Annotated in this window: 9 protein-coding genes; all 9 read right to left on the bottom strand. The window is 65.3% G+C overall.

The genetic code is table 11. The features are described from left to right. Positions 1-227: response regulator (locus RTQ46_RS13840; protein WP_312437358.1), on the bottom strand; the 227-nt coding region annotated here is incomplete at its 3' end. Continuing rightward, positions 224-1,258, bottom strand: a complete 1,035-nt coding sequence (locus RTQ46_RS13835; protein WP_312437356.1) for a histidine kinase — start codon at positions 1,256-1,258, stop codon at positions 224-226. The genes RTQ46_RS13840 and RTQ46_RS13835, both read right to left, overlap by 4 nt. A 160-nt stretch (positions 1,259-1,418) precedes the next feature. Continuing rightward, complete coding sequence (locus tag RTQ46_RS13830) at positions 1,419-3,182, bottom strand: ABC transporter ATP-binding protein (RefSeq protein ID WP_312437355.1); 1,764 nt, start codon at positions 3,180-3,182, stop codon at positions 1,419-1,421. After that, positions 3,179-3,736, bottom strand: coding sequence for a hypothetical protein (locus RTQ46_RS13825; RefSeq protein ID WP_312437352.1), 558 nt, complete (start codon positions 3,734-3,736; stop codon positions 3,179-3,181). Before RTQ46_RS13825 ends, RTQ46_RS13830 begins: the two co-directional genes overlap by 4 nt. Next, the gene (locus RTQ46_RS13820) at positions 3,736-4,257 is read right to left on the bottom strand and encodes a MauE/DoxX family redox-associated membrane protein (protein ID WP_312437351.1); all 522 of its coding nucleotides are present in this window, start codon (positions 4,255-4,257) and stop codon (positions 3,736-3,738) included. Before RTQ46_RS13820 ends, RTQ46_RS13825 begins: the two co-directional genes overlap by 1 nt. Beyond that, positions 4,254-5,135 carry an SDH family Clp fold serine proteinase gene (locus RTQ46_RS13815; protein WP_312437349.1) on the bottom strand — a complete coding sequence of 294 codons (882 nt, stop codon included), beginning with the start codon at positions 5,133-5,135 and terminating at the stop codon, positions 4,254-4,256. The genes RTQ46_RS13820 and RTQ46_RS13815 overlap by 4 nt, the downstream gene beginning before the upstream one ends. Continuing rightward, entirely contained in the window at positions 5,117-6,130 is a 1,014-nt protein-coding gene (locus tag RTQ46_RS13810; RefSeq protein ID WP_312437348.1) for an MvdC/MvdD family ATP grasp protein, read from the bottom strand. Before RTQ46_RS13810 ends, RTQ46_RS13815 begins: the two co-directional genes overlap by 19 nt. A 78-nt stretch (positions 6,131-6,208) precedes the next feature. Further along, positions 6,209-6,409: a hypothetical protein gene (locus tag RTQ46_RS13805; protein ID WP_312437346.1), complete on the bottom strand. Its 201-nt coding sequence runs from the start codon at positions 6,407-6,409 to the stop codon at positions 6,209-6,211. A gap of 260 nt (positions 6,410-6,669) precedes the next feature. Then, positions 6,670-6,858: a hypothetical protein gene (locus RTQ46_RS13800; protein WP_312437344.1), complete on the bottom strand. Its 189-nt coding sequence runs from the start codon at positions 6,856-6,858 to the stop codon at positions 6,670-6,672. Positions 6,859-6,988: the final 130 nt, after the last annotated feature.

The raw sequence follows: 6,988 nt of genomic DNA, 5'->3' as shown, positions 1-6,988 counted from the left end.
GGCCGCTGCGCCGGCGTCAGCGCGGCCAGCATCTCGAGGCCGGACTTTCCCGGCATGTCGACGTCGACGAACACCAGGTCGGGCTTGAGCGCCAGGATCCCCGCGCCAGCGCTGTCGCCATCGCCAAACTCGCCAACCAGCTCGAAGGCGCCGCGCCCCGCCAGCCTGGCGCTGACCGCCAGCCGCGCCAGCGGTTCGTCGTCGACGATCAGCACCCGGATAGTCATGCTGCCGCCTGCATGCCGTGCAGCGGCATCACGATGCGTACGTGGAAGCGGCCATCCGCATGCCAGCCTGTTTCCAACTCCTGATTCTCGCCGTACAGGTGTTGCAGGCGCTGCCCGACATTGGCCAGGCCGATGCCGCTGCCCGCGTGTGCGGGCTGCTGGCCGTCGTTCTGCACGTCGATCAGCAGGCGCCCGCCTTCGCGCCCGACAAGAATATCGAGCCGCCCGGGAGTGGACAGCGGCGCGATACCGTGGCGTATGGCATTTTCCACCAGCGGCTGCAGCATCAGGTAGGGCACCACGCTGTCGAGCAGGTCGGGCCCGACCTTCATCGTCAGGCGCAGGCGCTCGCCGAGCCGCGCCTTTTCGATTGCCAGGTAGGCGTCGAGCAGGGCCAGCTCATCGGCAAGCGCATGCTCGTGGCGGCCATCGTGTGACAGCGTGGCGCGCAGGAACTCGGCCACGCAGGCGAGCATGCGGTTCGCTTCCCGGTTGGAGCCGGCCGACACCAGCGCCGAAATCGCATTGAGCGAATTGAACAGGAAGTGCGGATTGACCTGCAGGCGCAGCGCGCGCAGCTCGGCGTCGCGGGCCGCGCCTTGCGCCTGGGCCAGATGCAGGCGGACCTGCTGCAGCGACAGGTAATAGGCGGCCACCGCATGCACCGCGCAGAATGCGACCAGCGCCAGCCAGCAGCTGTCCAGGCCGCGCGCCAGATATTTCCATTGATAGCCCGTCTCCCGTCCCAGCGCGATCCCCAGGCTTTGCCCCAGCAAGGCATTCACGATGGCCATGGCGTAGGTGGCCGCCAGCAATACCAGGCCCATCCGCAGCCAGGACCAGTCGCGGCGCCACATGGCCCGCTGCATCAGCGTCAGCGGAACCAGCCATGCCAGGCAGGCAACGAAGAAAACGGTACGAAAGGCAATGATGTAGCCATTGCTGTAGGCGGGCAGGCCGAGGATGGCCATGCAGGCGCACACCGGCAGTGCCGCCAGCACAGGAACGAGCAAGGGGGTTTCGACTTTCACGCTGGGGTCCCGAGGTACGAAAGCGTTCACCTTAAGCGATAGCCGCACGGCGGTCCAGTCGCATGCGCCGACCCGTGCATTTCCGGCGGCCAGCCGGTAGAGTCGAGCGAGTCGTGCGCGCCTGCCAACGCCACCGGCGCAAGCTTTATCCCTGTTTCCTTCAGTGCGCCGCCACGCTGTCGTGCAGCTGCTGGAACTGCGACAGCTGCTGCTGCATCAGCCGCGCATACGGTCCGCCTGCGCGCAGCAGTTCGGCATGGCTGCCTTGCTGGCAGATGCTGCCGTTTTCCATCACGATAATCCGGTCGGCCTTGACGATGGTCGAAAAGCGGTGCGCGATGATGACGGTGGTGCGACCCTGCATCAGCGTGTCGAGCGCGCGCTGCACCAGCTGTTCGCTGGCGGCGTCCAGCGCGCTGGTCGCTTCGTCCAGTATCAGGATTTTCGGCGCGCGCAGCATGGCGCGGGCGATCGCGATGCGCTGCTTCTGGCCGCCCGACAGTTGCACGCCGCGTTCGCCGACCACCGTGTCATAGCCATCCGGAAAAGCCGTGATGAAATCATGCGCATGGGCCAGCCTGGCGACGGTTTCCATTTCCTCGCGCGTGACGTCGCGGCCGGGCACGGCAAACGCGATATTGTCCGCAATACTGCCCGAAAACAGCGCCGGCTCCTGTTCCACCACGGCCATCTGGCTGCGCACATGCGCCAGACCCAGGGCACGCGCATCGACGCCGTCGAACAGCACGCTGCCGGCGCTGGGCTGGTAGTGGCCGAGGATCAGGCTGGCGATGGTCGACTTGCCGGCGCCTGACGCGCCCACCAGCGCGACTTTTTCGCCGGCGCGTATCGACAGCGACACGCCATCGAGCGCGGTCGCCTGCGTGCGTTCCGGATACGAAAAGCGCACCGCCTGCAGCGCCACCTGGCCGGCCAGGGGCGGCTGCGGCGCCAGCACGGGCGCCGGGCGGTGGCTGCGCAGGATCTCGAAGATGCGGTCGGTCGAGCCCATGGTGCGCATCCAGGTATTCCAGAATTCGCTGACCGAGCCGGCCGTGTCGGTCACCATGCTGGCATAGATGACAAACGCGGTCAGCTCGCCCACGGTCAGTTTTCCCTGGCCGATCAGGTGCGCGCCGAAGGCGAGGGTGGTCAGCAGGGCCACGAACGCCAGCATCCCTTGCGCACCCTGGAACACGGCCAGCAGCCGGGTGCCGGCCAGCGAGACGCCCATCAACTCCTGCATCGCGCGCGCGTAGCGGCCCATGGCGCCGGCCTGCTGGTTGAAGGCCTGCACCAGCCGGGCGTTGGCAAAATATTCCTGCGCCACCTTGCCGCTGGCGGCCAGGCTGGCCTGGATCGCGCGCGAGCGCTGGCGGTAATTGCTGCCGGACAGCTTGCCGAAATACAGGCTGATGGGAATGAACAGCCCCAGCGGCAAGCTGAGCAGCGGCGACAGATGCAGCAGCATCACGATGCCGCCGATGAACACGCACAGCGAGCGCAGCGCGTTGGCCGCGCCGATGGTCAGGCTTTCATGCAGCGCCGACACGTCCGAGGTCAATCGGCTGTTCAGCTCGCCGCCATGGTGCTTGTCGAAAAACGCGATCGGCTGGTTGATCACCACGTCGAACAGGCGCTTGCGCACCCCCATCACGATCATGTGGCCGCTCGACTGCAGCAGGTAAAAACGTGCGGCCGAGGCCACCGCGTACAGCAGGCAAAAGCCCAGCATGGCCGCCAGCAGGGAAGGCGTGACGGCGCGCCGGGTCAGCTCGGCGACATGGTCGATAAAGTACGCGATTGCCTGCGGGAACGCCAACTGGGCGCCCACCGTCAGCGCCATGCAGGCCAGGCCGGCGGCAATGCGCCAGCGCACCGGATACATCAGGCGCAGCCGTTCGAAATGGGGAGAGGCATTCATGCGGCGCGTTCCTTCTGCTCAGGTTGGTCGGCCAGCTGTTCAAGCAGGCCGAGCCAGTTTTCATCGCCGATCAGCCCGGCAGCCTGCACGGCGCCCTGGTGGTCGACAAACACATACGACGGCGAACTCATGTGCGGATTGAGCAGCCGATAGTCGCGCAGGCTGACGCGCGCCGTGACGGCCTGCAGCGCGGCGCTGCCGAGAAACGTGCGCAGGCGCCGCGCCGGTTCCTCGCTGACCAGCCACAGCGCCAGGCCGGCGCCGTGCGCCTGTGGCAGCAGCCGTTCCAGCGCCGGCAGTTTTTCCAGGCATTTCGGACAGCGGCTGGCAAGAAACAGCAGCACGGCCGCCTGGCCATCGGCGCCAGGCTTTACGCGCTGCCTGGCGCCCAGCAGGCGCGCCGTCACCTGCGGCAGCGCCTGGCCCGCTTCCAGTGCCACCGGCGCCACGCGTTCGCGGCGGCTGGCGCGCAGCACGGCCAGGCTCAGCCAGACGTTGCCCGCCAGCGCAAACGCCAGCACTGCCAGCACCAGATGCAGGATGGTGCTGTCCATCAGCCGGCCCTGGCCAGGGTGGCGATATCGTGAAAATGGATCGCCGCCACGCAGGCGATGGCCGCCAGTGCGGCCGCCAGCAGCGAGGTCTGCCACGGCAGCGCGGCCATGGCGGGCAGCGCGAAATACAGGGCATTGACGGCGATCACCAGTCCGTTGCGCGTCAGGTCATGCTGCGACACGGGGCGCTGCGCTTCGCCAAAGCAGCTGCAGCGCACCACGCTTTGCGTGAAATAGCGGCAGGCGAGCACGATCGTCAGGCTGGCCAGCAGCAGCAGCGACAGCAGCATCGGCAGCGGTCCGCCCCATGCCAGCAGCCATGCGGCCAGCAGCGCTTCGAGCGCTACCAGCGCCGGTGCGGCCAGCGCGGCGCCGGCGGCCGGCACGCCAAACGAGGCGGACAGGTTGTCGCGGAATGCGCGGTAGCTGCGCAGCTTGCCGGCGGCGGCCGCCAGCAGCAACATGCCGATCAGGCAGCGCGCGATATCGCCGAGAAAGGCGGCCAGCGGCGCCGACATCATGCGGGCGCCACCGTCGACCACTGCGGCGCGAAGCCGCCCGGCTGTTGGCGGCGCAGCAACACGCCGTCGCGCGTGGCCAGCAGCGCATCGTTCCACGCTTGCTCCGGCGCGCTGCGCAGGGCGCCGCCGATGCTGGCCTGCAGCTGCGTCGAAATGGCCCAGCCCAGGCGTTCAGCGTCTTCGTCGCGTGCCATGCGCAAGCCGAGCGCGGCCAGCTCCTCGCGCGTCAGCGCGTAGTTGTGCGAATGGTAGCCGGCCATCAGCTGCTCGACGATGGCGCGCCGCGCCTCGGGCAGGTGGTCAGGCAATTGCCACGCCAGCAGTTCTTCGCCGATCTGCGCCAGCTCCAGCGTGGTGCGGTAAAACGCCGTCAGCGATGGCGCAAACACGCTGCCGCACAGCAGCGACAGCGATTGCTGGCGGGCCTCGCCCGCGTCGACGCCGAACCAGCGCTCGGCCATGTCGCCGAACACCTTGATATCGAGGCTGGAGAACGCCCCGCCGTCGGCGCCGTTCAGCTGCGGATCGATCGGCGAAAACAGCGCCAGGTCGCCGGCGATCACCTCGTCGGCGCCCAGGCACAGCAAGGTGGCCGCCGACTGGCAGTGAAACGGCACGATAAAGGTCAGGTGGCGCGCATGCTGACGCAGCAGGAGGGCGATGCGGCGCGCCGCGTTGACCACGCCGCCGCGCCCGTGCAGCACCACGTCGAGCCGCGCCACCTGGCCGATCTGGCGGCATTGCTCGTAGATGGCCGGCAACAGTTCCAGGTCCAGGTGCGACGCGGCCAGCACCAGCGCGCGGCTGCCGCGCGCCAGCTCGAGTTCACGCAGCAGTGTTGGCACGGCCGGCAGGGAAGTCAGCTCCGGCTGCGGCATAGCACCTCCTCGATCAGTTTGTCGGCCACGCATTCAAGCAGGCGAAAGGCGGGAATTAATTGCTGTACATACAGGAACTGGCCGACGGGGTTGTTTTCAAGAAAAACATGGTCGCCCTCGGGCGTGACAATCAGGTCAAGCGCGCCATATTGCAGGCCGTAGCTGTGCACGAAATCGAGGCAGCGCTGGTGCACCTCGGGTGGCAGCACGCATGCCTCATAGCGGATCTCGGCCGACATGTCGCGCGAGTCGATTGCCGTGCGCGCATCGTCCTGCGTATGCAGCCTGGCGGCAAACAGGGCGCTGCCGATCACGGTGACGCGCAATTCATATTGCTTGGCGATATATTCCTGAAACTGGCAGCTCACTTCGCCGACCGCGTCGAGCTCGTCCAGCATGGCGTCGTCGATCACGGTGGTGACGATGCCGCGGCTGATCTGCTCCTCCGGCGCGACCGCTTCGGAGGCCAGGGTGGGCGTCGACATGGCCTTGAAGATGATGGGGCCACCCACCGCCGCGCGGAAGGCGCGCACATCGTCGGCCACATTGGTGATTACGGTATCGGGCACGCGAAAGCCCATGCGCGCAGCCCGTTCGAGCTGCTCCCCTTTCCATTGCGCCGCGCGCAGCGCCAGTGGGTGGCTGAGCCAGTAGCAATCGAGCGAATAGAGCAGGCTGAACATCGCCTGGTCGGTTTCCAGCCTGGCATAAGCACGCTCCTGGGGGCCCAGGTCTTCGCTGGCATAGGCGTACTCGGCCGGTTTGCGCAGCCAGACGGCGCCCACTTGTTGCAGGTCCAGCCAGGCGCCGTCGGGCAGGTGGCGCAGGCGCGCGCTGGGCTGGCCGTCCCGCATGCGCTGGCACAGCTGGTAATCGCGTGGAAAGGCGTCGAGATTGATGCGGAAGGGCGTGTGGCCGCGGTCGGCCAGCAGCGGAATCAGCAGATCGGCATGCAGATCGCCGCCATGACTGATAATCAAAACCTGTTTGTGCATTCAGCGTACTCTGCGGCGAAAGAAGAAAAAGCCCTGCCGGAGCAAGGCTTTCGGGATCAAGGCAAGATCAATGCGTCATCAGCAATAGATGCCTGTATCGTTCGGTTTCAGCTTCGAGCTGTCGCGCAGGTTGTAATCTTCCGGATCGCCGTAATAGGTGCAGCCGGCCACGGCAACGCCGTCGCGCGCAGTCCATGGCTGCGCCGGCTTTGCTTCCTGCCCCACGTGTTTTTCAGCCAGTTTGAAAGCGAACAGCTTGGTTTGATTCTGCTTTTGCATCGTACTATCCTTTTGTAATGGTTAAGTACCGCTTTATATGCCTGCCGTGTTCCGGCTTTTTTATATTAACCAGCAATAAATAGCGCGTCAATCGAAAAGACCGCATCATTTCATTTGCCGTTTTTATTGCGCTGAAATGGAATGCAGATGAAAATTGCGCGCGCAATCAAGCCGTGCCGGCGGGCACATTAATATTTATTGTTGGGCAAGGCTGACCGCCGGCTGGCGGTGTTGATCGGCCGATGAAAATCGGCGGATAATCAGCAGTATTGGCCGCTGTCGTTCGGCTTCAGCTTCGAGCTGTCGCGGTATTGGTCATGCACGCCGACTGCGCTGCAGCCAGCCACGGCCACGCCATCGCGCGCCTTCCATGGGGAAGAAGCGGGGGCGGGCGTCTTTTTTTCAGCCAGTTTGAATGCGAACAATTTGCTGTGGTTCTGTTTTTGCATTGTACTATCCTCTTGTGGTGGTTAAGTACTGCGATTGACAAGTGCCATGATGAATGGCCATCCAATATTAAGCGCGGAATAAATGCGCGTCAATGCGAATTCGTTATGGAGATCATGAATATTGAATAGT

Origin of the sequence: Janthinobacterium sp. (assembly GCF_031995485.1) — a bacterium.
In the GTDB taxonomy this organism is placed as follows: Bacteria; Pseudomonadota; Gammaproteobacteria; order Burkholderiales; family Burkholderiaceae_D; genus Janthinobacterium.
This window is presented reverse-complemented; position numbering and strand designations above follow the sequence as displayed.